The sequence below is a fragment of the Prosthecobacter sp. genome (genome assembly GCF_044222345.1).
In the GTDB taxonomy this organism is placed as follows: Bacteria; Verrucomicrobiota; Verrucomicrobiia; order Verrucomicrobiales; family Verrucomicrobiaceae; genus Prosthecobacter.
Map to the genome: position 1 here is coordinate 50846 of NZ_JBGANL010000003.1, position 26069 is coordinate 76914.

Here is a 26069-nt window from a genome sequence, read left to right on the forward strand (position 1 = left end):
CCCCATGAAGCATGACTGTTGTGTTGCTCTGCTTTGACGTGGTTTGCTTCAGAACCGGCTGAGGCCGAACTACGAATTCTGGAAGGCTACCTTCGTTGCCTCACCGCCTCAAACAAGATGGCGGCACCGGCGGCGGCGACGTTGAGGGATTCGACGGGGGAGTGCAGGGGGATGCGGACGCGGGCGTCGCAGGCGGCCATGATTTCGGGGCTCGCGCCACGGCCTTCGTTGCCGAGGATGAGGAGCGTGGGCTGGCTCCAGTCGTAGTCGTAATGCAGTAGGTCGGCTTCGCCGGTGGCGACGACTGTTTTGATACCACGGCTGCGGCAGGTCTCGATGGTGCCGAGGCCGGAGACATCCGGCAGAATGGGCAGGCGGAAGGCGGAGCCCATGGAACTGCGGAGGGTCTTGGGAGAGAAGGCGTCCGCCGAGCCGGCGAAGGAGAACAGGCCGCTGACACCGGCGGATTCGGCGGTGCGCACAAGCGTGCCGAGATTGCCGGGGTCTTGGATGCGGTCGAGGCCGAGGATGAGGGGGGCGGGGCTGGCAAAGAGGGCATCCAGCGTGGGCCAGGGGCGCTCTGCAATGACGATGATGCCCTGGGTGGAGGTGGTGTCGCTCAGCGATTCGAGGACAGATTCTGAAAGCTGGAAGACGGGGCAGGAAAGGCGCTCCAGCAAGGCGAGCTGGGAGGCCGAAGGCGCTGCGGCGGTGAAGCACGCGTGGAGGTTGAGGCCGGATGAAACGCACTCGGCCACGAGGCGTTCACCTTCGACGAAGATCAGGTCGCGCTCACGGCCTTCGCGGACTCTGCGGGCGTGTTTGATGCGTTCGTTGGAGGAGCTGGTGATGAGCATGCGGAGGATGGGCGGGGCTGACCATCTCTCGTCTAATCCTGTTGTAAATCCATTTGCCGAATGAACGTGGGCGTTTATTATCACAGCCCCTCACGAATGTGCCTGCATAGCTCAGTGGTAGAGCAGCGGTTTTGTAAACCGCAGGTCGTCGGTTCGACCCCGACTGCTGGCTCCATTTGAAAATTTCCAAAACATCTGGTGTCAATGGTTTGGTGGGCAAGGAGGAGCCAAACGCCCTCTCTCAAACGGGCAAAAGTCCCGGCATTCCAGGTCAGAATGCGGCGAATGTGCCACTTTCCAGCAGCAATGACTGCCAGAGACCGACGAATTCTCTCATCTTAGGCCTTTCATGCCGGTGATGAGAAATCTCGGCGAGTGGTGCCGTAATTCTCCAGTCCCGGGGTCTGCACGGGGCAATGTGGCCTGCGGCTGCATTCCATTTGTCACGAACAGCCACTGTTTATGAACCTCCTCCCGACCTCGCGCCGCCGGTTTCTTCAAGCCGGTGGCATCGGCGCCCTGAACCTCGCTATCCCGGGACTGGTCGTCGGGAAGGACAAGCTGGACGCTTCAGGCAAAGCAGTGGCTTCGAAGAAGCGCTGCATCTTTCTGCTGCTCTGCGGCGGCCCGAGCCAGCTCGACACCTGGGATCTAAAACCGGACGCACCGTCCGAGATCCGCGGCCCATATAAACCCATCCGCACCAAGGTGCCGGGCATGCACTTGAGCGAACTGCACCCGATGCTGGCGAAGGTGACCGATCAGTTTTGCCTCATCCGCTCGATGACGCACCCGGGGCCGATCAACAACCACTTCGATGCGATGCACAACCTGCTCAGCGGGCAGTTGATCGAGCGTGTGAAGCAGGGCGAGCCCGACGGCCTGCCCTATCTCGGCTCCGTGGTGGCCAAGCATCTGCCGAGTGAGGAGAACCTCGTCTCCAACGCCTGGCTCATCAAATGCGTGGGGCAGCCGGTCTTCTGCGCGCCGAATATCGGCTCCGGCGGCTACCTGGGCTCTGCGCACGCGCCGGTGTTCGTCGGCTCCGAGAGCAACCATCCCGCGATGCCCAATTTCAAGCCGCCGGAGATCTATGACATGGGCGATCCCGCGCGCCTGTGGGAACGGCGCAAGCTGCTGGCCGATCTGGAATCCAAGCTCCTAGCGGACAATCCGCAGGGCAAGGACTGGAACGAACTCCGCGAGAAAGCCTACGACTCCATGACCCGCCCGGAAGGCCGGCAGGCGTTTGATTTGAAGAGCGAGCCGCTGGCCGTGCGCGAACGCTATGGCATGCACCCGCTCGGCCAGAATCTCCTGCTCGCCCGGCGCATGGTCGAGGCCGGGGTCCGCTTCATCACCGTCAATGGCTGGGTCGGTGCCGCGCCGGATGAAAAAGGTGGCGGCCCGCCCAGCTCCAGCTGGGACATGCATGGTGGCAACATGGGCATGGGCAACGCCTTCGGCGGGGGCTCCTATGGCATGAACTTCTGCCTGCCGCGCCTTGATCAGGCGCTCTCCGCGCTCCTCACCGATCTCAAGCAGCGCGGCCTGCTGGAAGACACGCTGGTCGTTGCCGTGGGCGAATTCGGACGCACACCCATCATCCTGACGCAGGGGCCTCCGGGGCGCCAGCACTGGCCCAAGTGCTTCTCCGCCATCGTCGCCGGTTGCGGCATTCGCGGCGGCGCGATTTACGGCGAATCCGACAAGACAGCCTCCGCTCCGGTGAGCGATCCCGTCACCGTCCAGGATCTCCACGCCACCGTGCTTCATGCCTTGGGGGTGCCCTTGAACGATCTCACCATGAACACCGGCCTCTCTCGTCCGCCTTTCTCCACCGGCAAGCCCGTCATGGGGCTGTTTGGATAGTGTGGTGCAGGCACGGCGGCATCCTGCACTTGAGTCCCATGGATCAAGGGCTGCCTGACATGGAATTGATCCAGTGGCGCAGCATTTCGAGTTCTTGAGGAGTGATGTGGGCGCCCTTCTTTTTGGGCGGCATCTCCTTGTAGTGGATCAGCTCGATGAGGAGGCTTTTTTTGGCGTTGCCGGGTTTGAAGGCGGGGCCGGTGTCGCCGCCTTCGAGCATGGCTTCCATTGTGCGCATGTCGAGCTTGCCCCCTTTGCGTTTCGCGCCGTGGCAGTGGATGCACTTCTCTTCAAAGACGGGCAGCACGTCCTTTTTGAAATCAGGCGTGGCGGGGTCCGCCGCTCCAGCAAGGCTGCCGAGGAGCAGCCCGCTGAAGAGAAGGGGAAGGAGGGCGCGCATCACCGCAGTGGATCTCAGGCCTGACCGACGACGTTCACGAAGCAGTGGACGTGCGGGAGGACGCGGTAGTTCCAGACAAAGCCGGGGCCTTCGATGCGCCAGGCGTCCCAGCGGTCGTTGCCTTTTTCCGCGTTGTCCTTGTAGAAGGCGAGGCGCAGTTTTTCCATGCCACCGTTGGTTTTGATGAGCTGCATCACTTCGTCGCCGTCTTCCTGGCGGAAGGGGTTGAGGAGCTTGCGCATCACATCGGCGACCAGTTTGCGCTGGGATTCCTCGAGATCGCCGTAGCCGACGCCGGTGGCGGGTTTTTCGACCAGCTTGGGCTTGAGCGCGCCGACGCCGTCTCCGGGGGAGCCGACGATGACGGCCTGCTTGCGCTGGGGCTCGCTGAGCATGTCGAAGACGCTCATGACTTCCCGGGTCTGGTCGTTGTAAACGTTCATGTCGCTGTGGCCGTTGGCGGAATGGCCGTAGTACATGGGGCCACCGAAGGCGGTGTTGGGCTGGGAATTGCCATCGCAGCGCAGGGTGAGGTGGTGGCCGGCAAAGACCCAGGAGAAGGGATCCTTGCCGGAAGGATCGCCGAAGATGGCGATGCCGTTGCCTTCAAAGGAGCCGCTGCTGTCCCACTTGCCATGGCGGCTGATGCGGTCGTAGGCCTCGTCGCCGGAGAGGATGGATTTGAAAGTCTGCTTGATGAGATCCTGCTGCGGTGCGGTGAACTGCTCGCTGAGTTTTTTGCCCAAGGGCGCGGCGTTGTGGGTCTTGAGGCGTGTGGGGATGCCGCCTGCCTCTGCGCCATGGTCCCAAGGGCGCACCATGGCTGTTTTCTGCTCGGCGGTCAGGGTGGCAAAGAGTTCGCGGATGAGTTCTTCAGCGGGCTTGGCAGTGCGCGGAGTGTCTGCCGGGGCGGCGAAGCCGGAGTTCAATGAGGAGGCTCCCATGACTCCAAGGGCACTGCCGGAAAGCACCCTGATGAAGTCACGACGTCCTCGGTGCGGGGAAGAGCTGTCGTGCCCGGCACACTCTGGGCAGACCGGTGGATTCAAATCAGGAGAGGACGGCGTTGGGTTGGGATTCATGGCGGGATCTTATACAGCCTGGGCTTTGGGCATCTTGCTGGTGACAGGGAGGAAGATCGCTTGCGTAGCGAGGGGAGGATTGCGGGAACGAGTACACCCTCCGGGTTTCGATCCGCGTGAAGCTGGTTCGTAAAGAGCTGGAATTCAGCAGGTCCGATAGCTTGTAGTTGATACTGTTCCAAAGAACAGTATCAGGTAGGCATGATCAATCCCTGCCAAACTCGCGCTTTGAATCTCCTTTGGTTGTCCGAAGGCCGTTCTTGGATCCGGCATCAGGTGCCGTTTCTTGGCAGCATCATCGCGGGCAGGCCGGAGATTCAGGACGGGCGGGTGGATGGGTGCATCGAGATCGACCCCTCCACTCTGCGGCTGCCGAAGAATGCGCGGACTTTTGCGCTGAAGGTGAGGGGGGATTCCATGCGCAATGCGGCCATTTTGGAGGGGGACATTGTCATCATGGAGTTTCGTGAGGCGAAGCATGGGGACATCGTGGCGGCGCTGATCGACGGGGAGACGACGCTGAAGCGCTTCATTGTACAGGGAGGCGTGCCGTATCTGCGGGCCTCAAATCCGAAATACCCTGACCTCATTCCGGCTCGGGAACTGGTGATCCAGGGGGTGCAGATCGCGCTGCTGCGGCTGTCGGAAAGGTGATGTGCCATGATTCTTCATTTTGATGCGGATGCGTTTTTCGCCTCGGTGGAGCAGGCTGCGGACGTCAAGCTGCGCGGGCGGCCGGTGGCGGTGGGTGGGGAGCGGCGGGGCATCATCGCCTCAGCCAGCTATGAGGCGCGCAAGCTGGGGATCTACACGCCCATGCCGACGGCAAGGGCACGAAAGCTGTGCCCGAGCCTGATCGTGCTGCCCTGCGATTTTGAGAAGTATGAGCGCTTCTCGCGGCTGATGTTTTCGTATGCGTATGACTTTTCGCCGTTGGTCGAGCAGGCGTCGATCGATGAGTGCTACCTGGATCTCTACGGAGCCAAGCGTACCCGGGCGGGGGAGGCTGCTGCGACGATTCAGAAAGCCATCGCCCAGAGCCTGAAGCTGTCGGTTTCGGTCGGGGTGGGCGCGAACAAGCTGGTGTCCCAGATCGCCAGCAAGCTGAGGAAACCGCATTGCTTCATTGAGGTGGAAAGAGGAAGTGAGCAGGGATTTCTGTGGCCGCTGGAAAACCGGTGGCTGCCCACGGTCGGGCCGCAGCTGACCGCCAGGCTGAACACTGCCGGACTGCGCCAGATCGAGCACATTGCCCGAACGCCGGTGGACGAGTTGTCGCTGCTGGTGGGGCAGGGGGCGCCGGTTCTGCATGAGTATGCCATGGGGCTCGACACCCGCCCCGTGGTCTGCGATGCCCCGGAAGCGAAGAGCTACGGTGAGCAGGACACCTTCAGTCAAGACACCACGGACCAGGCTTTCATCATCGCACGTCTGCGAGCCATGGCGGACACGCTGATGCGGCGGGTGCGGCAGGATGGGAAAAGTATTCGGACGGTGTTACTGCGATTGCGTTACAATGATATGGATGAGGTGACGCGCTCGACCAGTCTGGATGAGCCGACAGATCTGGAGCACGATGTCTATCCGCTGATCACGGGCCTGCTGAAGCGGGCCTGGGAGCGGCGTGTGAGTGTGAGGCTGGTGGGGCTGCGCTTTACCAAAGTGTATGAGACTGGAGGACATGCGCTGCTGCCGCTGGAGCAGTTTGATGTTACGAGAGAGAAGTTACAGAAAATCGCGGGGGTGGTGGATGCGCTGCGGCATGAAAACCGCAGCATCATGCGGGGGCATGACCTGTGGCTGTCAAACCACAGGCATGCGCCCCGGCAGACATTGCCCAAGGCGCAGCTTGTCTCTGATGTAACGCCACAGGCGTCGAGTCGGACATTGAAAGAACGGCCGGGTGTAGGTGTTCAAATAATAACTAATAAATCGTTACATTTCGGAGTGCCTGCATTGAATGTGAAAAGCTGCTACAGCTTCTTGGATTCCACGCTCACCATCCCGGCGATGATCGATGCTGCTGTTGAGAGGGGCATGCCTGCCATGGCTATCACCGACCCGAACCTGCATGCTGCGGTGCCCTTTTTCCAAGCAGCCAAGACGAAGGGTATCAAGCCCATCATTGGGGCGGAATTACGCTGTGACCAGAAGCCGCTGCTGGCCTATGTGAAGAACCAGCGAGGCTACCAGAACCTCTGTCGGCTACTCTCATTTAGTGGCGTTGGTGTCGTTACATCAGGGCAAATGCATGATCATGAGGAAGGTTTGATTGTTGTGCCGGAAGTTGAGAATTATGTAACGTTTAAATCAATACGTTATCGAAGCAAAAAGGACCGAGTATTCTTCGATGTCCTGCAAAGCGTGAAGACGTTAACGCTTTTGCACGAAGCGCATCCGGACAAAAGGAAAGGGGATTATTCTTTTCACGATTATAGCGTGTTATCGAGTATCATTTCTACTGATGAGATGAAGATTATCGAGACTATTCACGCAGAATGTGAATTTGAATTCGACTTTAAAACGTTACGATTTCCACGTTATTTACCAGCGGATGGGAGCACACCTGCGGCAATGCTGCACCGGCTGGCGCATGAGGGACTGAGGCGGCGGTATGGGAAGCGGTGGAGGCAGCATGAAGCGCAGCTGATGGAAGAGCTTTCGATTATTGCCGAGGTGGGGTACGAAGAGTACTTCCTCATGGTCTGGCAGTTGCTGCAGGAGTGTGAACAACTCGGCATCGGCTGGATCACACGAGGCAGTGCGGCGGACTCGTTAGTATGTTACGCTTTGGGCGTTAGTAATGTTTGTCCGGTTCGGTTCGATCTTTACTTCAAACGCTTCTTGAACCGCGACCGCATGGCGCTGCAAAAGCTGCCGGATATTGACATCGACTTTGCGCATGACCGCAAAGATGATGTGGTGAAGTTACTGCTGAATCGTTACGGATCTGAGCATGCGGCCATCGTTGGAGGGTTCAATACTTTCCAGGCTCGCTCCGCTTTTGGGGATGTGGCCAAGGTGCTGGGAGTGGCCGAGAACGAGATCCGGCGGCTGACCGAGCACATGCCATGGACCGATGCGCGGCATGCGGCGGATGCGGTGGCGCTTTCGCGTGAGTGTGATCCTTCGGCCTGGCAGGAGGAGCCAATACGCACCGCCCTGCTCATGGCCGGAATGATGGATGGACTGCCCCGGTATGCAAAAATGCACCCCTGCGGGGTGGTGCTGTCCCGCGATCCGATTCGGGATCTAACGCCCACCTTCATCAGTGGCAAGGGGTGGCCGACCACGCACTTTGATATGGATGCGGTGGAGGCCGTGGGGCTGATCAAGCTGGATATTTTGGCGCAGGGGGGACTGGCGGTGCTCAGAGACACTCAGATCACGCTCCGATCTCAGGATCAGGCTTTGGATCTTTTGGCGCTGGAAGTCGGTGCGGCGGGTGGCTCGGAGGAGCCGCCCCGGGAGGTGGAAGTGGAGCCGTGGAGTGATCCGGGCATTTGGCAGATGATCGCCAGCGGCAATGCGCGGGGCGTGCATCACATCGAGAGTCCCGCCATGATCGGCCTTTCCTGCATGGCCGATGTGCGGGACATCGACCGACTGGTGGCCATCGTGTCCGTGATTCGCCCTGGTGCGGCCAATGGCCTCAAAAAAGCTCAGTTTGCGCGACGGGCACAGGGGCTGGAAAAGGTGGATTACCTCCACGAAAGCCTGGCCCCGGTGCTGAGATCCACTTTCGGCGTGATCGCCTATGAAGAGCACGTTTTGCAGATTTGCGAGGCCTTTGCGGGGCTGGCACCGGGCCGGGCGGACGTGCTGCGCCGTGCGCTGGTGAAGCAGGACGCGGCCAAGATAGCAGAAATTCGGGTGGAATTCATCGCTGCAGCGCGGGCGCTGGCGCGGGAGGAGGGGACCATCGGCAAGGTCTGGGAGCTTTTGGCGAGGTTCGAGGGGTATGCCTTCTGCCGTGCGCATAGCACCGCCTATGCGGTCGAGGCGTATCAAGGAGCCTACGCCAAATATTATCACGCTGCCGAGTTCATGGCGGCCGTGCTGACGAATGGGAAAGGATTCTACTCAGCGCTGGTTTACACCCTGGAGTGCCGCCGGCTTGGCATTGGATTCCTTTCGCCGTGTGTGAATGTGCTGAGTGAGTCGTTTGGGGTTGAGCCGGTGAGTGTCGAGCACGGTACTCCTGCGCCGTCCGTGGGCAAGGCCATCCGCGTGCCGCTGCGGTGCATCAAAGACCTCAGCGCGGCCATGCTGGAGCGCTGGCGCATTGAGCTTGGGCGTTCTCCCTTTGTGAGCGTGAGGGATTTTTGCCAGCGGGTGCGGCCTGCGGGCGCCGAGATTTTAAATCTCATCCGAGCCGGAGCTTTTGACCGGCTGGGGGACACGCGTACGGGGCAGTTCTGGCATTGCCTGCACGCGGCCAGCGACAGTGCCGCCGGTGCGGACTGGTTGTTTCGAAACAGTGAGCCGGCGGTTTTGCGCGCTACCTGCCGCGAGGAGCCGACGCTGCTGCAGAAGCTTCACGATGAAGCCGAGCTGTTTGGCTACACGATCAGCGGCCATCCGCTGGATCGCTTTCCTGAGGTGGACTGGCGTACGTATTGCCCCATTGCTGAACTGCACCGCTACCCGAATCAGCGTGTCACGGTCTGTGGTCTGATCGTCGTTACGCGCTCGCATGTGCAGCAGAACGGGCAACCGATGAAGTTCATCTCGATCTGCGACCGCACAGGCATCGTCGAGTGTGAGATTTTCGCCGCCGCCTATCGTGCCTACGGTCTTAATACCGCGCGCTATCCTGTGGTGCAGATCACGGCGGAGGTGAAGCCGTTTGAGAGCGGGCAGGGGTTGACGCTGGAGGTGCGGCGGGTGGAAAAGGCGAGGCTGCGCTGAAAAAAGGGGGGCTGCGGAGGGCGTCCCATCGCACCGGGCGGGTTTGATCCTGACGCAGGCGCCCTCCCCTGACTCTTATTCGTCGTCCTCTTCCCACTCCTGCATGAGGCGGGCGAGTTTGCGCTTGATGCTGACTTTGGCGACGGCATTCAGGCGGTCGATGAAGAGGATGCCGTTGAGGTGGTCGATCTCGTGCTGGAAGGCGCGGGCGAGCAGGCCGTCGGTTTCCACGGTGACGGTTTTGCCGTCGAGGTCGGTGTAGGAGACTTTGATCTGGCTGGAGCGGCGGATGTCGCCCCGGAGGCGGGGGAAGCTGAGGCAGCCCTCTTCGCCGATCTCCTTGGCACTGCCGAGATCGAGCTGGGGATTCATGAGCACAATAGGCATGTGCTGGGGCATTTCGACTTTCTCGCCGTTGATCTTCATGAAGGTGATGCAGTCGGGGTTGTGGGAGACGTCGATGACGGCGAGCTGCACATCCACGGCGACCTGCGGGGCGGCGAGGCCGACGCCATTGGCCTCGCGCATCGTTTCCAGCATGTCGGCGGCCAGGGCGCGGATTTCGGGCGTGACTTCAGTCACGGGGCGGCATTTGGCACGGAGCACGGGTTCTGGATAGCGGACGATTTTACGGACCATATCCCTCTTTAATATCACCGGGTTTTCACCGGCTCAAGCCGGGAGTGGTTTTGTCCTTGCCAAGATGTGGCGGTCTCCCTAGCCTCGCGGCCACTTATGAAGTCACCCGCCGCCAAGAAGCTGTTTGTCATGATGATCCTCGAATTTTTCATTTGGGGAGCATGGCTGCCGCTTATTTGGGGCTACATGGGAAAGGACGGTCTCAACTTTACTGATACGCAGGTGGCACTGGTGGGGACTGCGTTTGCCATCGCTTCCGTCATTGGAATCTTTTTCAGCAACCAGTTCGCAGATCGTAGTTTTGCTGCTGAAAAGTTTATGTCGTTTAGCCACTTGGTCGGTGGTCTTGCGATCCTGGCAATGTACTGGGTGAAGGATTTTCCGACCTTTTTTGGCCTGATGCTGCTGCATTCGCTTTTCTATGTGCCGACGATTTCGGTGGCGAATTCGCTGGCTTTCACCCATCTGAAAAATGCGCAGAAGGAGTTTGGTCTGGTTCGCATGGGTGGGACTGTCGGCTGGATTCTCGCTGCGTGGCCGTTGTATTTCATCTTGCAGGGCAAGTCAGGCATTGAAGCAGTGAGCGCCAGCCGGAACATCTTTCTCGTTTCCGGTGTCTCATCGCTGGTGCTGGCCTTCTTCAGTCTGAGCCTGCCGCATACTCCGCCAAAACCAGCGGCCGTGGGTGAAAGCAAACTGGCCTGGCTCAGTGCCTTCAAGTTTCTCGGCAAGCCGTATCTGCTGGTGCTGTTCATTGTCACCTTCATCGACTCAACCATCCACAACGGCTACTTTTTGATGGCTGGCGGGTTTTTGGGCAGCAAGATGGTGGGTATCAAGCCGGAGTGGATCATGCCTGTGATGAGCATCGGGCAGATTGCAGAAATTTTGACCATGGCGGTTTTGGGGGCTGTGTTGGCACGGCTTGGATGGAAGACCACCATGACCTTGGGCATCTTGGGACACGCGGCGCGATTTGGCATTTTTGCCTTCATGCCGGAGAGCCAGGTGATGATCATCGCCGTGCAAGTCCTCCATGGCATCTGCTATGCTTTCTTCTTTGCCACGCTTTACATCTTTATTGATGCCGCCTTTCCCAAGGATGTGCGAGCAAGTGCGCAGGGACTATTTAACCTGCTGGTGCTGGGGCTTGGAGATCTGGCGGCCAAATGGATATTTATCCCTCTTCAGGGCAGCCTGACTGCTGCGGATGGCACCGTCAAATATCGTGAGTTGTTTCTTTGGCCAACTGGCCTGGCTCTGGCTGCAACACTGCTTCTGCTTGCCGCCTTCTGGCCGCCGAAAGAACTGTCTTGCGATGTGGAAGTGAAGCATTGATCACCTTTTGAAGCCCTCATGAAACGCATCGCGCTTCTTTGTTTCGCCCTGGCTGCCACGCTGCAGGCGGCGGACAAGAAACCGAAGGCGATGCGTTTGAAGGGGGAGGTCGTCTTCGCGGATGACTTCAAGGCGGAGAAGCTGGATGAAAAGTGGGTGTATGCCAAAGGTGCGGAGGCGGCGAAATTTGAGATCGCTGATGGCGCGCTGCTCATGGATCAGGCGGCGGGCAAAGGGGCGGTGATCTGGCGGGCGTTTGAGGCGCCGGCGACGGATGTCTCAGTGCAGCTGCTGGTGAAGCCCTGGGCCTGCAGCTGGATTGCCTTGGGTTTCTATGCTCCGGGGGATCGACCTGGGGCGCAGCGGAAGATCAATGTGGCCGTGACCCCGAAGGGGACGGTGGTGGTGCGTGATGTGGAAAATCAGAAGGTTCTGAAGTCTGCGAACACGCGCATTGAACCCACCGAATGGCAGCGGGTGGCGTTTGAGTCGAAGGGCGAAAAGATCACCGTGCTGGTGAATAACCAGGTGGTTCTGGAGCTTAAGACGGAGCTGACCCAGGGAGAGAAAGCGGGGCTGCTGCTGAATCTTTATGGCGGCAAGGGGAGTGTGGATGAGATCGAGGTGAAGAAGTTGAAGTGAGGGGGGGGCAGATCGAGGCTCGACTCATGAGCGTGCTTGACCGTTGACCGCGAACTCCATGTCGCTTTCATCCTTGGAGTTTCGCTATTCATTCCTCATTCTTTTTTATGAACCCTCCCGGCCTCGACAACCTTCTCACCTGCCTTCGCTTTCCCTCTGTCTCCACGGACTCCACCCGGCGTGCCGACACACGTGCCTGTGCGGAATGGCTGCTGAGCAAGGTACGTGAAATGGGGCTGGCGGGAGATCTGCACGAAACGCCGGGGCATCCGGTGCTGGTGGCGAAGAACAAGCACATCGCCGGACGCCGCACGGTGCTGCTGTATGGGCATTACGATGTGCAGCCGGCGGAGCCGCTAGGGGAGTGGGAGTCACCCGCGTTTGAGCCGACGATCCGGGACGGGCGCATTTTTTGCCGGGGGGCCACGGACAACAAAGGGCAGCTCATGGCGCACATGCAGGGGGTGGCGGAAACGCTGGAGAAGCATGCGGATCTGCCGGTGAACCTGACGCTGCTGTTTGAAGGTGAGGAAGAGATCGGAAGTCCGAATTTGAAGCCGTTTTTGGAGCAGCATCGGGAGATGCTGAAGTGTGATGTGGTGGCGATTTCGGACACGGGAATGGTGGCTCCGGGCGTGGGGACTTTCACGTATGGGCTGCGCGGGATCGCGTGCATGGAGGCCAAGATTTATGGACCATCGATTGATCTGCACAGCGGTATTTTTGGCGGGGCGATTGCCAATCCAGTCACGGCCGCTGCACGCCTGACGGCGACGCTGCACGATGCGGAAGGGCGGGTGATGATTGATGGGTTTTACGATGGGGTGCGTCCCATCGCCGAGTGGGAGCGCAAGGCCTGGGCGGAGCTTGGGGATGGTGATGCGGAGATGCTGGAGCTGACCGGATCTCCGGCGTTGTTTGGCGAGCCGGGCTACACGGAACGTGAGCGCCGCTGGGCACGACCCACGGCGGAGGTGAACGGCATCGGCGGTGGTTATCAGGGGGAGGGATCGAAGACGGTGATCGGGCGTGAAGCCTTTGTGAAGCTGTCTTTCCGGCTGGTGCCGGACCAGCATCCGGACCTTGTGCTGCAGCGTGCGGCAGAGCATTTGCGGGCGCATCTGCCCAAGGGGGTGCGGCTGGAGATCACGCCCGGCCATACCGGCATGCCTTATTTGATGGACCCGCATTCGGCGCTGGGCACCGCTGCGCAACGCGCTTTGAAAAAGGTGTTTGGCGACAAGACCGCGCTCATTCGTGAAGGTGGAAGCATTCCCATTGTGCAGGCGTTTAAAGACGTGCTGAATGCGGACACACTGCTGCTGGGACTGGCGCTGCCGGACTGTCAGGCCCATGCGCCGAATGAGAACTTTCCCATCGAAAATTTCGTGGCGGGTGTGCGACTGAACCAGGCGCTGCTGGCGGAACTGGCGTGAAGTTTTTTCCGCAAACTTTGCAACCAATCCAGCAGGAGTCTGTTTGAGCCGTCGTGCTTTACTAACCAAACACACGCACGACATGAAACTCAAAAAAACACTTCTCTACGGGTTCAGCATCTTGAGCCTGACCTGCCTCTCCACCGCTCAAGACGCACCCAAAGGACCTCCGCCAGACGGTGCTCCGCCTCCTGGCGGACCCCAGGGTGGTCGCCCTCCTGGCGGCCCTCAAGGTGGTCCCGGTGGTGGCGATCCTTCTGAACGCATCGCCGCATTCATCAAGAGTGCTGATACCGACAACGATGGCAAGATCAGCAAAGATGAGTTCATCAACATGAGCAAGAAGGGGAGTGAAGACCGCTTTGGCCACATGGATGCCAACAGCGATGGTTTTGTGGATAAAGAAGAAGTCGCCAAGATGGCGCAGTCCGGAGGACGTGGCGGCCAAGGACAGGGTGGCCAGGGCATGCGCCGTCCCGAAGGCGGTGGTCCTCCCGGCGGTGAGGGCGGCGGTTTCCGTCGTCCGCCTGGCGGCGAGGGTGGCCCCCCCGGAGGATCTCCCGGTGGACCGCCGCAAGGTCAGGGCCAGGGCATGCGCCCGGGTGGTGAAGGCGGCCGTGGCCGCGGCATGTTTGGTGACCCGAAGGAAAACTTCAAGCGCATGGATACCGATGGCAACGGCAGCGTCTCCGAAGAGGAGTACCTCAAGGCCATGGAAAAAATGCGCGAGATGTTCCGTGGTGGCCAGGGTGGTCCCGGCATGAATCGTCCCGGTGAAGGTCGTGGCCCTGGCGGTCCTCCTCCCGGTGAAGGCGGCTTCCGTCGTCCACCCGCCGAAGGCGATGCGCCGAAGGCACCTGAGGCTCCCGCTCCGGCTCCTGACAAACCGAAGGATCCAGCGTAGTCGCGGAGTTTGATTTCAACCAATCACAGAGCGGGATGGCTTTTCGGCCATCCCGCTTTTTTGATGCTGGCGCTGGTTGCAAAGAGCGCGCTGATCGACGGGCATGAGGGCCCATCGTACTTTGATTAGAGGCCCATCACCTGCTTCAGGTATTGAATGCTCTGGCGGGCAATGGTTGGCGCATCGGGGGTGTAATCGAAGACTTCGACCGAGAGGTAACCGTCGTAGTTGGTCTCGCGCAGGGCGGCGATGATGGGTTCGTATTTGACCTCGCCCTGGCCGGGGCCGCGAAGGTTAGGATCGTTGGTGTGGAAGTGGACGGTCCACTCCTTGCTGTCGCGGATGATGTCCGGGATGGGTTTGGATTCATCGCTCATGGCCTTTACATCGAGGTGCAGCTTGCAGGAGGGGTGGTCCACCAGTTTGCAGAGGCGGATGGTCTCTTCGGCGGTGTTGAGGAAGTTGGTTTCCTTGCGGCCCAGGGGCTCCATGGCGATGACGACGCCGTATTTGCCACATTCTTCCGCCACTTCACGAACGCAGTCGGCGGCGCGTTTGAAGGCGTCTTCGTAGTTCCATTCCGGCAGGATGTTGCGGGCCTTGGGGCTGCCCCAGACCATGATGCGACCGCCGGTGGCACCGCAGAATTGAGCGAGGTGGCGGCCAAACTTGGCGGTTTCCTTGCGCTGGAGGGCGTCGGGCGTGGTGATGTGAAACCAGGAGGGCTTGGTCAGGAGCCAGTGGAGGCCGAGGATTTCCAGGCCGAAGGATTTGGCTTTGGCGCAGAGGGTGAGGGCCTCCTCCACGGTTAGTTCGCGGGGATCTTCCTTCAGGGTGAAGGGGGCCAGTTCGATGGCGTGATACCCCGCTGCTGCGGCGTCTTCACACATTTTTTCAAAGGTCCAGTTCTGGTAGGTCTCGTTGCAAATCGCGAAGCGCATAGGCGGGCAGAGTGCGCGGCTGCCCGGGCGCGTCAAGATGCCTTGCATTCGGGGGGGCGGGATGTGCTATATTTCACGATGCCAGCCGCCCGACTTACCCTTCTCCTGTTTGCGCTTGCCGCTTCGGTGCATGCCGAGCTGTCTCTCGACGTGCCTGCGATCGAGCTGAAGCCGAAGCCGGAGGACGAGGAGGTGGAGACTACTTTCAAGTTCCGCAACAAGGGCGACAAGACGGTCAAGATCCTCGGTCTTGAAAGCGCCTGCAGCTGTCTGAGCGCTGAACTCGACAAGGCTGAGTACAAACCGGGTGAGGTGGGGGCCGGCCACGCTTCGTTCAAGGTTTCCACTTTTGTGGGAAGGCATGAGAAATTTGTCACGGTCAATACCGACGACCCGAAGCAGCCTGACTGGCAGATCAACTTCATCCTTGATGTGCCTGCGGTCGTGGACATCAAGCCCAAGAATCTCCAGTGGTCGATTGGTGATGCTCCGGTACCCAAGGCCTGCCAGGTCAAATTCGTGGGCAACGAGCCGATGAAGATCCTCAAGATCACCGCGACCCGTGAAAATGTGGAGTTCGACTGGAAGGAGATCAAGGAAGGGCGGGAGTATCTCATCACAGTGAAGCCCAAATCCACCGAAGAGGTCACGATGGGGGCGCTCAAGATTGAGACCAACAGCACCATCGCCAAATACCGGTATCAGCTCGCCTTTTTCACGATCACCCGGAAGCCGGAGGCGCAGCCTGCTGCCGCCACGGCAGAGACCAAGCCCTGATCTGCTGCTGTATGTTCTCCATGCTTCGTCAGACCACGTTTCTCATCCTGCTCGCCGCCACGGCGGCCTGGGCCACCCGTGAGTGGCACCCGCGTGCCCCGGCGCTGTATCTGGTGGAGGAGCCGCTGCGGAATGACGAGGTCTCCATGCAGGTCATTCAAGAGCGCTGGCAGGGCAGGGTGCTGTGGATCGACGCCCGCATCCAGGAGCAGTATGACGCCGGGCACATTCCGGGTGCGGTGCTGCTGAACGAGCAGCATTTTGAGGAGCAGCTCTTTGGTTTGCTGGACACGCTGCAGACCAACACCAAGCCCATCATTATCTACTGCAATGCTGTGAAGTGCGATGCCAGCCGCAAGATTCTCGAACGTCTCAAGCAGACACTGCCCATTGAGAACGCCTTTGTGCTGAAGGGTGGCTGGAAAGCATGGCGGCTGGTTGCAAAGAAGGAGTAGGAATGGAATTGACGGGACAGGGAGTGACTCCGTAGCATGGCGGCCTTATGACACTCCAAGGACTTCTTATCTGGTCGGCGCTCGGGCTGGTCGCTGGCATTCTGGCAAAACTCATCATGCCCGGCAGGCAGGGCATGAACCCCATCACCACAGTGCTGCTGGGAATCATAGGCAGCATCATCGGCGGCAAGGTGGGGAGCCTTTTCCAATGGGGCGTCGTGGGCGAATTCAGCATCAAAGGCATCGCCACAGCGGTGGGCGGGGCGCTGATTCTGATGTATGTCTGGCGGCTGCTGTTCGGCAAAAAAGGCTGACGCAGTGCTGGTTGCGGTGCGGACGACATCCTCGTAGTCTTGAGCATGCAAATCCTACGTCTTCTTCTGCTGGCCAGCCTGACGGTGCTTTCTGCCACAGGCTTCGGAGCATCACTGACCGGGCAGATGGCCCGCGTGGGTATCACCGATTCAGACATCGAGGACGTGCGTCGCTGGCGCGAGCTGCGGCAGTGGATGGATGAAGCCATCAAACAAGGGGCGGCGGGGCTGATCCTCGACATCAACGTCACGCAGAGTCATGCCCAGGCTGCGCTGTCTCTGGCGGAGGAGGTTGCGCGCTTGAAGATTAAAACGAAGGCTTATGTGAACACTTCGGCCATCGGTGGTGGGGCTTTGCTGGCGCTGGCCTGTGATGAGATATGGATGGCTCCCGGTTCCCGCATCGGCGCGGCTCCGCCCAAGGTGCAGACGGGGGAAGAGCTTTCGCAGAAAGCGCAGGACACGCTGCTGGCGGAGTCTTTGGCCGTGCTGAAGGCAGGGGCGCGCAGCCTGTGCAAACTCAAGGGGCACCGCCCGGAGATCGCGGATGCCTTTGTGGATCGTGACAAGGGGTTGGTGCTGGGCACCCTGAAGCTGGCGGATAAAGGAGAGCTGCTGCTGCTGGACGCCGACACCGCCGTGCAGGCCGTGGATGGCAAGCCGCTGCTGGCACGTGCGATCATTTCTGACGTGGAGGCTCTGGCGAAAGCCGCCGAGCCCAAGGGGAAGCTGGTCATCCTCAACGGAGTCTGGTATGACCAGATTCTCAAAAAAGCGGTGGCAGCCAAGCCTGCGCCTGAGGCGGAAGCCAGGACGAAGAATAGTGAAGCCCCAGCCTTTACCAACAGCCAAAGCTATGCGGGCAAAGTCGTCGTCATTCCCGTGGGGCAGGATGATCTGATCCTGCCAGCGCGCTTTGAGTTCATGAAGCGCACGCTCACCCGCTGCAACAACGATGGCGCGGAGGCGGTGATCTTTGAACTCGACACGCCGGGTGGTCTGGCCTGGGATACGATCAGCCTGATGATGCAGGACCTGCAGAATCTCAAGGCGCGCAGCTTTGCCTTTGTGAACACCCGGGCCATCTCCGCCGGGGCCATGATCGCGATGGCGACAAACACCATCTACATGGCGCCTGCCAGCGCCATCGGCGCCTCCACTCCAGTTTCAGGTGATGGCACGCCGCTGGCCCAGGCGGAGCGTGCGAAGAATAACTCCGCCTTCATGGGGATGGCTCGCACGGTGGTGCGTGAGAAGGGGCACGATGTCCGCATCATCGAAGGGATGATCGACATGGACCGAGGTCTCAGCATCAACGGGCAGGTGATCATTCCGAAAGGGGAGATCGTGACGCTGGATTCCGCGCAGGCGACGATGCAGATCGATGGCAAGCCCCTGCTGGCCAAGGGGATTGTCAAATCGATCGAGGAGATCAAGCAGCTTGAATCCCTGAAGGGGGAGGTCATCACCGCCGAGCCCACGGGCTTTGAAATGATCGCCATTTGGGTCACACGCTATGCGGCGATTTTGATCCTGATTGGCCTCGCGGGGGGGTATCTGGAAATGCAGACGCCCGGTTTTGGTCTGCCGGGTTTCGTTTCGGTGGCGGCGTTTGCGCTGTTTTTCTTTGGGCACTACGTGGCCGGGAGTCTGGCCGGGCAGGAGACGATGGTCGTGGCGGCTATTTTTGTGGCGGGCATCGTTTTGATAGGCGTGGAACTGCTGGCGGCACCTGGGACGATTCTGCCGGGGATTGCGGGCTTTATCTGTGTGATGGTGGCGCTGGTGTATGCGATGTCCGGCTGGGAGGTGCTGCCGCCGAGTGGTGCCAGCGCGGGCAGTTTTAACCTTGCTGCGTATGCCACCGGGTTCCGCAATTTTGCGCTCGGAGTGACGGGGGCGGCGGTGATCATCACGCTGGTGTGTATCTGGCTCCCGGACCTGCGTCCGTTTCGCTCTCTAATCCTGCAAACTTCCGCCGGTGGGACCTTGAATGATGCCCCGGCGATGCGGGACGCCATCCGGGCGCAAGTGGGAGACAGCGGCACCGCCCGGAGCGCCCTGCGGCCCTACGGGACTATCGACATCGGCGGACGGCTTATCGAGGCGATGGTGGAAGGGGGCTACGTGCAAAGCGGCACCCTTGTACGCGTGCGGGAGATCCGAGGCGAAAAGATCATCGTGGAAGCGGTTTAATCTCAATTTTTGAGCATGCATTCGCAGGTTTTGGTCGTTAATCTTCCCGAACAACCGCATGTCTAAAAATCTCAGTGCCCTCTCTTTCCGCAAAGGTGTCGAAAAAAACGTCTTTGAACGCATGGTCGATGCCGCCGCCAAGGCGGGGACCGCAGAGAAAAACGACATCGTGCATCAGATGGGGCAGGACCACCTGTTTGGGGATGCGCTCACGCTTGGTGCGGTGTCCTTCTACGATTTCCTGAAAAAGGAGAATGAGGGCAAGAAGGTGTTTGTCTGCAACGGCAGCGCCTGCCTGTGCGCGGGAACGCAGGACAAGCTGCACCACACGCTGGAGACGCATTTTAAACCGGAGGAGATCGGGCACATCTGCTGCCTGGGCCGCTGCCATGAGGGCGGGGCGCTGCAGTATCAGGGTAAAAATTACTCAGGCCAGAGCGATGAGGCGCTGGCTGAACTCGTGAAGACAGGGAAGGGGGATGCGGAAGATCGCTATGTGGTGGTGTCGCATCTCCAGCCGCCTCAGCTCACGGCTGAGTTTCCTGGGATTGACGCCTACTACGAGCCGTTCAAAAAGCTCATCGCGGGCGGGGATCGTGACGCGCTGGGCGTGGAACTGAAGGAGAGCGGATTGCGTGGCCGAGGTGGTGCGGGTTTCCCGCTGCATTTCAAATGGTCCTCCTGCCGCGCTGCTGAAGGCAAGGACAAATACATCGTCTGCAATGCGGACGAAGGAGATCCGGGCGCCTACATCGACAAATACCTCATGGAGAAGCAGCCGCACAGCGTGCTGCTGGGCATGATGGTGGCGGGTTGGTTTGCGGGTGCGGATAACGGCATCCTTTACATTCGCGCTGAGTATCCGGATTCGGTCACGATCATCAATGAAGCCATCGAAGACCTGCGTGCTGCGGGGCTGCTGGGGAAGAACATCCTGGGCAGCGGCTTCAACTTCATGCTGAAGTCCATCAAAGGTGCGGGCGCCTACATCTGCGGTGAAGAAACCGCTCTTTTGGCGAGCCTCGAAGGCCAGCGCCCGGAAGTGCGCACGCGGCCGCCGTTTCCAACGATTGAAGGTCTTTTCCGCAAGCCGACGATCGTTAACAACGTTGAGACTCTGGCGAACATCCACGCGATTCTCACGCTGGGCGGCAAAGGGTACGCGCAGATTGGCACACCGAAGTCCACCGGGCCGAAGCTGCTCTCGCTGGATTCCCATTTCGTAAGACCCGGGATTTATGAGGTTGCCATGGGCACGCCGTTGCAGACGGTGATCGACCTGGCAGGCGGCTTTAAAACGAAGGTCAAGGCTCTTCAAATTGGCGGGCCGCTCGGCGGCATCGTGCCGATGAGCCACGTCGGCAAACTCACAATCGATTTCGAGTCGTTCAAGTATGAGGGGTTCATGAAAGGCCATGCCGGCGTCGTCAGCATTCCAGAGTCGATGCCGATGATCGAATACATCCAGCATCTCTTCCAGTTCACCGCCGACGAGAGCTGCGGCAAATGCTTCCCCTGCCGTCTGGGCAGCACGCGTGGCAAGGAGCTCATTGCCAAAGCGCGCAGCGACAGCAGCTACAAGATCGACCGCGAGTTGATCACGGATTTGCTCGAAACGATGGAGCAGACTTCCTTATGTGCTCTCGGTGGCGGTGTGCCGCTGCCCATCAAGAATGCCATGGAGCATTTTGGTGCCGAACTCAGTCCTTATTTCAAAGCCTAGTCTTCATCCCAAAACCACCCCTGTTATGGTCAAGGATCTCTCCACTCTCACCGCTTTCATTGATGGCGATGCCTGTCAGTTCAATGAAGGCGACACGCTCTTAAACTTTATCGACCGTCATCGCGGGCGCGGGCATGTGCCGACGCTGTGTGATGCTCCGCAGCTGGAGCCGTATGGTGCCTGCCGTGTGTGCTCGGTGGAAGTCGCGCTGCAGGCGGACGGGCCGCGCCGTGTGGTGGCCTCCTGCCACACGCCTTTGACGGCGGGCATGCATGTTTTCACGGAATCGCCGAAGGTGCGGAAGCTGCGCAAGAACATCGTGGAGCTGGTGCTGACGGACCATCCGCTGGACTGCCTGACCTGTGAGGTGAGCGGGAACTGCGAACTGCAAACCGTGGCGGCAAAGGTGGGCATCCGTGGGGTGCGCTATCCTGCGGGGGCGAATCATCTGGACCGCAAGAAGGATCATTCGCACGCCTACATGACGTCCGAGCTTTCGAAGTGCATCAACTGCTCGCGCTGCGTGCGTGCGTGTGACGAAATCCAGGGGCAGCATGTGCTCTCCATGCATGGGCGCGGTTTCAATGCGAAGATCATCAAGGGGCTGGATGAATCGTTTGCGGACTCCGAGTGCGTCTCGTGCGGCGCGTGCTCCCAGGCCTGCCCGACTTCGGCGATCAGCGATGTGTTCTTTTCCAAGTCCATCGAGGCGACGAAGAAGACGCGCACCATCTGCACCTACTGTGGTGTGGGCTGCAATCTGAACGTGGCGACGAAGGGTGATCAGGTGCTGAGCATTCAGGCTCCGGTGGATGCTGAAGTGAACCATGCGCACACCTGCCTGAAGGGGCGCTATGCCTTCAAATTCTACAACCACAAGGACCGCCTGCGCACTCCGCTGATCAAGCAGCCGGACGGCCAGTTCAAGGAGGCGACGTGGAATGAGGCTTACGATCATATCTTTGCCAATCTGACGCGCATCAAGAACGATCATGGAGGGCAGGCGGTGGCGGGGATTTCCTCTGCACGCTGCACCAATGAGGAAAACTACCTCATGCAGAAGTTCATTCGTGGCGTCATGGGCACGAACAACATCGACTGCTGCGCCCGTGTCTGCCATTCGCCCACAGCGTGGGGCATGCAGAAGAGCTTTGGCACGGGTGCGGCCACGAACTCGTATGAGGACATCGAGCACACGCGCTGCGTGATGGTCATCGGTGCGAATCCGACGGAGGGCCACCCTGTGACGGGGGCTCGCTTGAAGCAGCACATCATGAAGGGCACGCCGCTGATCGTGATCGATCCGCGCAAGATCGAGCTGGTGCCGTATGCGAAGCATCACCTGCAACTGCGCCCCGGCACGAATGTGGCGCTGCTGAACATGTTTGCCCGCTGCATCCTCGATGCGGGTCTGGTGAAGACCGAGTTCGTGAAGAAGCGCTGTGAGAACTGGGATGAGTTTGAGAACGGCCTGCGTGTGCTGGACCTGCCGGCGCTGGAAAAAATCACCGGCGTGAGTTTGGAACTCGTGCGCGCCGCCGCCATCGAATACGCCTCCGCCGAGGCTGCGATGAGCTTTCATGGACTCGGTGTCACCGAGCATGAGCAGGGCGCGAAGACCGTCATGCTTATTTCGAACCTCGCGATGATGACCGGAAATATTGGTCGTCCGGGCGTCGGTGTGAATCCGCTGCGCGGCCAGAACAACGTGCAGGGTGCTGCGGACATGGGCTGCCAGCCGCACCAAGGTGCCGGTTATTTCGAGATGGCCGACGTGGAGGTGCAGAAGCGCTACGCCGATTTCTACGGTGTGCCGAGCCCGAGCGAACCCGGCTGGAAAATTCCGCAGATGTTCGACGCTGCAGTTGAAGGCAGGCTGAAGGCCCTCTGGCTGATGGGGGAAGATGTGGTGCAGACTGATCCGGATGCGCACCATGTGCGCCATGCGATGGAGAGCCTCGAGTTCCTTGTGGTGCAGGAAATTTTCATGACCGAAACGGCGAAGTATGCCGATGTGATTCTGCCTGCTTCTTCCTTCTTGGAAAAGAGCGGTACCTTCACCAATGCCGAGCGCCGTATGCAGCGTGTGAACGCCGCCGTGAAGCCTCTCCCCGGCACCAAGCCGGACGGCCAGATCATGTGCGAAATCCTGCAGCGCTTTGGCTTCCCGCAGGCTGACTACACCCCGGATGGCGTGCTGGCGGAGATCGCGCAGATTGTGCCCTTCTTCAAAGGCGCCACCTGGGAAAACCTGGGCAGCAATGGCAAGCAGTGGCCGGTCAAAGAAGGCGGCGTGGACACACAGATCATGCATCAGGAGCAGTTCTCCCGTGGCAAAGGCCACTTCCATTTTTTCCCATGGGTGGAGTCCAACGAGCTGAAGACGAATGGTCAGGAGTTTCCCTTCATCCTCACGACGGGACGTATTTTGGAGCACTACAACTGCGGCACCATGACGCGCCGCACGGGCAACAGCGAAATCGTGACGCAGGACCTGCTCTCCATCAATCCCGAGGACGCGAAGCGCAAAGGCATCCGCACGGGTGACATCACGCGGCTTTCCAGCGCGCGCGGTGAGGTGGAGTTGGAAGCCCGCGTCACCGATGAGGTGAAGCCCGGCGTTCTTTACACCACCTTCCACTTCCCTGAAGCCATGGTGAACAATGTCACCGGCCAGGGCTGCGATGGCGACACCCTTTGTCCTGAGTACAAGGTGGTGGCGGCGGATGTGGAATTCGTCCGCATGGGCAAGCTGAAGAAGAGGCAGAAGGATGGCTTTGCTCCTGCGATGGTGTGATCAATCCCCCAAGGTTTTCGAAGACATGAGGCGTGTCATCACAGGGCTGCTGGTCAGTGTGCTTGGTAGCGCAGTCCTGCATGCCGAAGTCCTGACCATCCCCGTGGTGGGGCAGGGCTGGCAGATTAAGTTTGAGGGGCCGGTGCTTGCGGTGGAAAGCCAGGAGTATCAGGCCGATGGGCTGACCTACCGGGGCAATGCGGGGCGGTTCAATGTATCCGCTTTTGTGGGAGCGCCGGCCGGCAAGGGCGGGGACAGCAAAGCCTGCCGCGATCACTTCTGGAAGCAGTCCTGCGAGAACCCGATGATTCAGAAGGACAGCGTCAAGCAATGGAGCACCCCCATGTGCGAATGTGTTGAGTCTGTGACCAAGGGTGAGAGCCTGGGGGAGGAATCCACCCTGGCACACATCAACTGCTACTTCGAGTTGCTGGGCAAATGGGTGGATGTACACGCATCAGTCATCTCACCGACGGACGACGACAAGAAGATGCTGAAGACACTGGCGGAGTCTCTCTTCTACTGCACGTTTTCCAGATTCAAGGGGCCCGGGCAGCAGTTTGTTTTGGGCAGCATGGGACGGGTTCAGATGGATGTTCCTGCGGCATGGCGTGCCGGAAACCATTGTGTGACCCAAGGCATCGGAACCGGGGAGCAGCATACGCTGTCGTTTTTTTCCATCACTGACCCCCATAAGAGTTGGAAGATGACCTTTTTCAACAGCGAGGTGCGCTACAAGACCCTGAACGACATCCAGCAAACGGCACAGCGGTTTGCCGCAGCCGGTTCGGTGGAAGGGGAGGGGCAGATGCAGGAAATCAAGCTCAAGCAGGGCGTTGGGTGCCACGCTGAAAACACCGACACCTCTCCCGCTGACGAGCCCGCTCAAGCTAGCAAAGCCAAAGTGATCTCAACAGCTTTCGTGGCACCCGTGCCGGATGTTCTCAGCACGATCAGCATCGTTGCCGAAGATGCGAAAGACCCTGAATTCCTTGCGGCGATTCATGCGCTGGGAACGATGGAGTGGAGCTCGAACAAGGCGGCAAAGGGCAAAGAATAATGGCTTGAGCGGCTGGGGCCGCGACTGGCACACATGACCTTGGCTGGGCACATCACGGTCATTTCACATGGCGATGCGAATGCTTACTCCGGCAGATCTTCCCCCTGTGTCTCCGGCAGGCAAGAAAGGAAAAGCAGGCCAAGCAGGAAAAAGCCACCGAGACAGGTGATGGCGGTGCGCAGGTCCATCGTGGATTTCATCCAGGCACTGAGCCAGATGAGCACGGGGGCTGCGAGCAGGCGACCCGTGTTGAAACAGAAGCCGGAACCCGTGGCGCGCAGATGGGTGGGAAACAGCGCGGGGAAAAACGCTGCATAGCCTGCATGGATGCCCTGGGCAAAGAAGCCGAACACCGGCAGCAGCACGAGAAGCAGCGTGTAGCTGCCGATATAGGAGGGAAGCCAGCAGACGATGGGAGTCATGGCCAGTGCGGCGAGGTGCATGATGACAAAGGTCTTCTTGCAGCCCCAGCGTGCGCTTAGCGGCCCAAAGGCCAGCATGCCTGCGCCTGCGCCTGCGGTTTGAATGAAACCAAAGGCGATCTTGGATTTGCTGGCCCAGTCGGGATCGCCTGTACGCTTGAGGAAATCGGCGGCAATGTCCTGGCCTGCGACCACCACGCCCCAGAAGGTGGCGAGGCCAACCATGGCGAGCAATGCGCCGAAGACCGCGCGTGAGCGCCAGCGCGGAGTGCCCAGCAGTTCGCTGAAACTGCCCATTCGTTTCGGCTTGGACTGCCGCGCCTCCTTCCATGCATCAGGCTCCTTGATGCTAAGCCTCACCCACAGCACAAGCAGCGCAGGGACGACGCCGAGCATGTAGGCGGTGCGCCATTGCGTGCCGACCCAGAGACCGGCTGCGGCCGCGAGCCACAGGCCTGCCACACTGGTCGCGTGGAAGATGCCGCCGGCGCGTTCGCGTGCTTCTTTGGGAAAGACTTCGGCCACCAGCGCTGCGCCCACGGCCCATTCGCCGCCCACGCCCATGGCTACTAGGAATCGCAGGACACCCACTTCCCAGATTTCACCGGCAAAGGCGGTGATGCCGGAGAACACCGAGTAGAACAGGATCGTCAGCGCCATCACGGGATTGCGCCCCCATTTGTCAGCCAGTGAGCTGAAGAGCAGTCCGCCAAAGGTGCCGCCGAGCAGGAAGATGCCGAGAAAGCGCTCTCCCCATACTTTGACGAGTGGATCATCTGCTTTCACATGCAGCAGTTCCGGCAGCATGTCTGCCCGCGTCAGATTGTAGATCTGTCCTTCAAAGGCATCAAAGACCCAGCCGAGTGAAGCGACGAGCAACACCAGCCACTGGTAGCGGGTGACGGTGGAATACCATTTGGGGCACGCGGAGGACATGATTAAGGGAATGAGTCAATCTGAAGGCGGAAGAAATGTCGAAGCTGAAATACGGAAAAGTGTTGTGGGAGGGACTCCTGCCATGAACCTTCACCCTGTCAGAGCTGCGGGGCCTGCTGCGCGCAGTACCGCGTCTCATTCTACTGGCAGGAGGCGGTGCAGCGTGGTCTGGATGAAGACCTGCTGGTGCAGGTAAGTCCGTGGCAGGTGTGTTTTCGTGGCACGGAAGCGAAGCTGGTGCGCTGTGTGAATCTCGCGGGTCAGGTGGGGCGTGTGTTTCATGCCGGATCTATGAGCAGTGCACGACGCCGTGCCGCAGTGTGGAGATGGGTGATGACAAGTGCCTGCAGGCCCGGGCTGCGCATGG

General features: G+C 59.8%; 21 protein-coding genes and 1 tRNA gene. 15 read left to right on the forward strand and 7 right to left on the reverse strand.

Annotation, left to right across the window (positions count from 1 at the left end):
* Positions 1-86: 86 nt before the first annotated feature.
* Complete coding sequence (locus ACILSL_RS02855; RefSeq protein ID WP_395730488.1) at positions 87-857, reverse strand: TrmH family RNA methyltransferase; 771 nt, start codon at positions 855-857, stop codon at positions 87-89.
* A 100-nt stretch (positions 858-957) separates the two neighbouring features.
* Between ACILSL_RS02855 and ACILSL_RS02860 the strand changes: the two genes are divergently transcribed.
* A tRNA-Thr gene (locus ACILSL_RS02860) sits at positions 958-1032 on the forward strand.
* Between the two features lie 287 nt (positions 1033-1319).
* On the forward strand, positions 1320-2729 hold the full coding sequence (locus tag ACILSL_RS02865) for a DUF1501 domain-containing protein (RefSeq protein WP_395730489.1): 1410 nt from the start codon (positions 1320-1322) through the stop codon (positions 2727-2729).
* Between the two features lie 43 nt (positions 2730-2772).
* On the opposite strand, the gene ACILSL_RS02870 is transcribed toward ACILSL_RS02865, so the two are convergent.
* Both ACILSL_RS02870 and ACILSL_RS02875 read right to left on the reverse strand, forming a co-directional pair.
* Positions 2773-3129 carry a c-type cytochrome domain-containing protein gene (locus tag ACILSL_RS02870; protein WP_395730490.1) on the reverse strand — a complete coding sequence of 119 codons (357 nt, stop codon included), beginning with the start codon at positions 3127-3129 and terminating at the stop codon, positions 2773-2775.
* Between the two features lie 14 nt (positions 3130-3143).
* Positions 3144-4073 carry a DUF3500 domain-containing protein gene (locus tag ACILSL_RS02875; protein ID WP_395730491.1) on the reverse strand — a complete coding sequence of 310 codons (930 nt, stop codon included), beginning with the start codon at positions 4071-4073 and terminating at the stop codon, positions 3144-3146.
* Between the two features lie 339 nt (positions 4074-4412).
* Between ACILSL_RS02875 and ACILSL_RS02880 the strand changes: the two genes are divergently transcribed.
* Together ACILSL_RS02880 and dnaE are read left to right on the forward strand one after the other, a co-directional pair.
* Positions 4413-4865 (forward strand): LexA family protein, encoded by a 453-nt coding sequence (locus tag ACILSL_RS02880; RefSeq protein ID WP_395730492.1) that lies wholly within the window; start codon positions 4413-4415, stop codon positions 4863-4865.
* Positions 4866-4871: 6 nt separating this feature from the next.
* Complete coding sequence (gene dnaE / locus ACILSL_RS02885; protein WP_395730493.1) at positions 4872-9122, forward strand: DNA polymerase III subunit alpha; 4251 nt, start codon at positions 4872-4874, stop codon at positions 9120-9122.
* 75 nt (positions 9123-9197) lie between these two features.
* Here dnaE and def read toward each other — a convergent pair whose 3' ends face one another.
* Positions 9198-9761 carry a peptide deformylase gene (gene def / locus ACILSL_RS02890; protein ID WP_395730494.1) on the reverse strand — a complete coding sequence of 188 codons (564 nt, stop codon included), beginning with the start codon at positions 9759-9761 and terminating at the stop codon, positions 9198-9200.
* 96 nt (positions 9762-9857) lie between these two features.
* On the opposite strand from def, the gene ACILSL_RS02895 reads away from it, so the two are divergent.
* The 4 genes from ACILSL_RS02895 (at position 9858) to ACILSL_RS02910 (ending at position 14081) form a co-directional block, all read left to right on the forward strand.
* Positions 9858-11099, forward strand: coding sequence for a nucleoside permease (locus tag ACILSL_RS02895; RefSeq protein ID WP_395730495.1), 1242 nt, complete (start codon positions 9858-9860; stop codon positions 11097-11099).
* Between the two features lie 18 nt (positions 11100-11117).
* Positions 11118-11741 (forward strand): family 16 glycoside hydrolase, encoded by a 624-nt coding sequence (locus ACILSL_RS02900; RefSeq protein WP_395730496.1) that lies wholly within the window; start codon positions 11118-11120, stop codon positions 11739-11741.
* A 107-nt stretch (positions 11742-11848) separates the two neighbouring features.
* Positions 11849-13177, forward strand: coding sequence for a dipeptidase (locus tag ACILSL_RS02905; RefSeq protein ID WP_395730497.1), 1329 nt, complete (start codon positions 11849-11851; stop codon positions 13175-13177).
* A gap of 82 nt (positions 13178-13259) precedes the next feature.
* Complete coding sequence (locus ACILSL_RS02910; protein WP_395730498.1) at positions 13260-14081, forward strand: EF-hand domain-containing protein; 822 nt, start codon at positions 13260-13262, stop codon at positions 14079-14081.
* Positions 14082-14206: 125 nt separating this feature from the next.
* On the opposite strand, the gene ACILSL_RS02915 is transcribed toward ACILSL_RS02910, so the two are convergent.
* A complete protein-coding gene (locus tag ACILSL_RS02915) occupies positions 14207-15022 on the reverse strand; it encodes a sugar phosphate isomerase/epimerase family protein (protein WP_395730499.1) in 816 nt (271 codons plus the stop codon).
* 78 nt (positions 15023-15100) lie between these two features.
* On the opposite strand from ACILSL_RS02915, the gene ACILSL_RS02920 reads away from it, so the two are divergent.
* From ACILSL_RS02920 to ACILSL_RS02950, 7 genes are read left to right on the forward strand one after another with little or no spacing between them, the layout of a single operon-like run.
* Positions 15101-15799 (forward strand): DUF1573 domain-containing protein, encoded by a 699-nt coding sequence (locus ACILSL_RS02920; RefSeq protein WP_395730500.1) that lies wholly within the window; start codon positions 15101-15103, stop codon positions 15797-15799.
* 20 nt (positions 15800-15819) lie between these two features.
* Entirely contained in the window at positions 15820-16254 is a 435-nt protein-coding gene (locus ACILSL_RS02925; RefSeq protein ID WP_395730501.1) for a rhodanese-like domain-containing protein, read from the forward strand.
* Positions 16255-16301: 47 nt separating this feature from the next.
* Positions 16302-16568: a GlsB/YeaQ/YmgE family stress response membrane protein gene (locus ACILSL_RS02930; protein WP_395730502.1), complete on the forward strand. Its 267-nt coding sequence runs from the start codon at positions 16302-16304 to the stop codon at positions 16566-16568.
* A 45-nt stretch (positions 16569-16613) separates the two neighbouring features.
* Positions 16614-18764 carry a hypothetical protein gene (locus tag ACILSL_RS02935; protein WP_395730503.1) on the forward strand — a complete coding sequence of 717 codons (2151 nt, stop codon included), beginning with the start codon at positions 16614-16616 and terminating at the stop codon, positions 18762-18764.
* Between the two features lie 58 nt (positions 18765-18822).
* On the forward strand, positions 18823-20487 hold the full coding sequence (locus ACILSL_RS02940; protein ID WP_395730504.1) for an NADH-ubiquinone oxidoreductase-F iron-sulfur binding region domain-containing protein: 1665 nt from the start codon (positions 18823-18825) through the stop codon (positions 20485-20487).
* Positions 20488-20512: 25 nt separating this feature from the next.
* Positions 20513-23284, forward strand: a complete 2772-nt coding sequence (gene fdhF, locus ACILSL_RS02945; protein WP_395730505.1) for a formate dehydrogenase subunit alpha — start codon at positions 20513-20515, stop codon at positions 23282-23284.
* Positions 23285-23309: 25 nt separating this feature from the next.
* Positions 23310-24344 carry a hypothetical protein gene (locus tag ACILSL_RS02950; RefSeq protein WP_395730506.1) on the forward strand — a complete coding sequence of 345 codons (1035 nt, stop codon included), beginning with the start codon at positions 23310-23312 and terminating at the stop codon, positions 24342-24344.
* A gap of 83 nt (positions 24345-24427) precedes the next feature.
* On the opposite strand, the gene ACILSL_RS02955 is transcribed toward ACILSL_RS02950, so the two are convergent.
* A complete protein-coding gene (locus ACILSL_RS02955; RefSeq protein WP_395730507.1) occupies positions 24428-25702 on the reverse strand; it encodes an MFS transporter in 1275 nt (424 codons plus the stop codon).
* A gap of 135 nt (positions 25703-25837) precedes the next feature.
* Positions 25838-25984, reverse strand: a complete 147-nt coding sequence (locus ACILSL_RS02960; protein WP_395730508.1) for a hypothetical protein — start codon at positions 25982-25984, stop codon at positions 25838-25840.
* Positions 25985-26069: the final 85 nt, after the last annotated feature.

What these genes read in the sequence shown, in the direction of transcription:
- ACILSL_RS02855 (WP_395730488.1), bottom strand. Translation starts at nt 857, where the DNA reads ATGCTCATCACCAGCTCCTCCAACGAACGCATCAAACACGCCCGCAGA.
- ACILSL_RS02865 (WP_395730489.1), top strand. Translation starts at nt 1,320, where the DNA reads ATGAACCTCCTCCCGACCTCGCGCCGCCGGTTTCTTCAAGCCGGTGGC.
- ACILSL_RS02870 (WP_395730490.1), bottom strand. Translation starts at nt 3,129, where the DNA reads ATGCGCGCCCTCCTTCCCCTTCTCTTCAGCGGGCTGCTCCTCGGCAGC.
- ACILSL_RS02875 (WP_395730491.1), bottom strand. Translation starts at nt 4,073, where the DNA reads ATGGGAGCCTCCTCATTGAACTCCGGCTTCGCCGCCCCGGCAGACACT.
- ACILSL_RS02880 (WP_395730492.1), top strand. Translation starts at nt 4,413, where the DNA reads ATGATCAATCCCTGCCAAACTCGCGCTTTGAATCTCCTTTGGTTGTCC.
- dnaE (WP_395730493.1), top strand. Translation starts at nt 4,872, where the DNA reads ATGATTCTTCATTTTGATGCGGATGCGTTTTTCGCCTCGGTGGAGCAG.
- def (WP_395730494.1), bottom strand. Translation starts at nt 9,761, where the DNA reads ATGGTCCGTAAAATCGTCCGCTATCCAGAACCCGTGCTCCGTGCCAAA.
- ACILSL_RS02895 (WP_395730495.1), top strand. Translation starts at nt 9,858, where the DNA reads ATGAAGTCACCCGCCGCCAAGAAGCTGTTTGTCATGATGATCCTCGAA.
- ACILSL_RS02900 (WP_395730496.1), top strand. Translation starts at nt 11,118, where the DNA reads ATGAAACGCATCGCGCTTCTTTGTTTCGCCCTGGCTGCCACGCTGCAG.
- ACILSL_RS02905 (WP_395730497.1), top strand. Translation starts at nt 11,849, where the DNA reads ATGAACCCTCCCGGCCTCGACAACCTTCTCACCTGCCTTCGCTTTCCC.
- ACILSL_RS02910 (WP_395730498.1), top strand. Translation starts at nt 13,260, where the DNA reads ATGAAACTCAAAAAAACACTTCTCTACGGGTTCAGCATCTTGAGCCTG.
- ACILSL_RS02915 (WP_395730499.1), bottom strand. Translation starts at nt 15,022, where the DNA reads ATGCGCTTCGCGATTTGCAACGAGACCTACCAGAACTGGACCTTTGAA.
- ACILSL_RS02920 (WP_395730500.1), top strand. Translation starts at nt 15,101, where the DNA reads ATGCCAGCCGCCCGACTTACCCTTCTCCTGTTTGCGCTTGCCGCTTCG.
- ACILSL_RS02925 (WP_395730501.1), top strand. Translation starts at nt 15,820, where the DNA reads ATGCTTCGTCAGACCACGTTTCTCATCCTGCTCGCCGCCACGGCGGCC.
- ACILSL_RS02930 (WP_395730502.1), top strand. Translation starts at nt 16,302, where the DNA reads ATGACACTCCAAGGACTTCTTATCTGGTCGGCGCTCGGGCTGGTCGCT.
- ACILSL_RS02935 (WP_395730503.1), top strand. Translation starts at nt 16,614, where the DNA reads ATGCAAATCCTACGTCTTCTTCTGCTGGCCAGCCTGACGGTGCTTTCT.
- ACILSL_RS02940 (WP_395730504.1), top strand. Translation starts at nt 18,823, where the DNA reads ATGTCTAAAAATCTCAGTGCCCTCTCTTTCCGCAAAGGTGTCGAAAAA.
- fdhF (WP_395730505.1), top strand. Translation starts at nt 20,513, where the DNA reads ATGGTCAAGGATCTCTCCACTCTCACCGCTTTCATTGATGGCGATGCC.
- ACILSL_RS02950 (WP_395730506.1), top strand. Translation starts at nt 23,310, where the DNA reads ATGAGGCGTGTCATCACAGGGCTGCTGGTCAGTGTGCTTGGTAGCGCA.
- ACILSL_RS02955 (WP_395730507.1), bottom strand. Translation starts at nt 25,702, where the DNA reads ATGTCCTCCGCGTGCCCCAAATGGTATTCCACCGTCACCCGCTACCAG.
- ACILSL_RS02960 (WP_395730508.1), bottom strand. Translation starts at nt 25,984, where the DNA reads ATGAAACACACGCCCCACCTGACCCGCGAGATTCACACAGCGCACCAG.